General features: G+C 55.5%; 1 protein-coding gene. It reads right to left on the bottom strand.

What is annotated here, in order from left to right:
* Window positions 1-229, bottom strand: a 229-nt coding sequence (locus SB756_RS36210; RefSeq protein WP_410914078.1) for a BCCT family transporter, incomplete at both ends; no start/stop codon positions are given.

Raw genomic sequence — 229 nt, forward strand, 5'->3', positions numbered from 1 at the left:
CCACATTAGCGTAAAACCCGCGGGAACAAACAGCACGCCGGTGACAAACTCGCGAATGGTTCGCCCGCGGGAGACCCGTGCGATGAACATCCCCACAAACGGCGACCATGAAAGCCACCATCCCCAGTACAGTAATGTCCAGCCCCCCAGCCAGTTGCTCGACTTGGGCTCATACGCGTAAAGGTTGAACGTTTTACTCACCAGTTCCGAAAGATAACCGCCCGTATTT

It is taken from the genome of Pseudomonas sp. SIMBA_068 (genome assembly GCF_046534705.1).
GTDB lineage: Bacteria > Pseudomonadota > Gammaproteobacteria > Pseudomonadales > Pseudomonadaceae > Aquipseudomonas > Aquipseudomonas putida.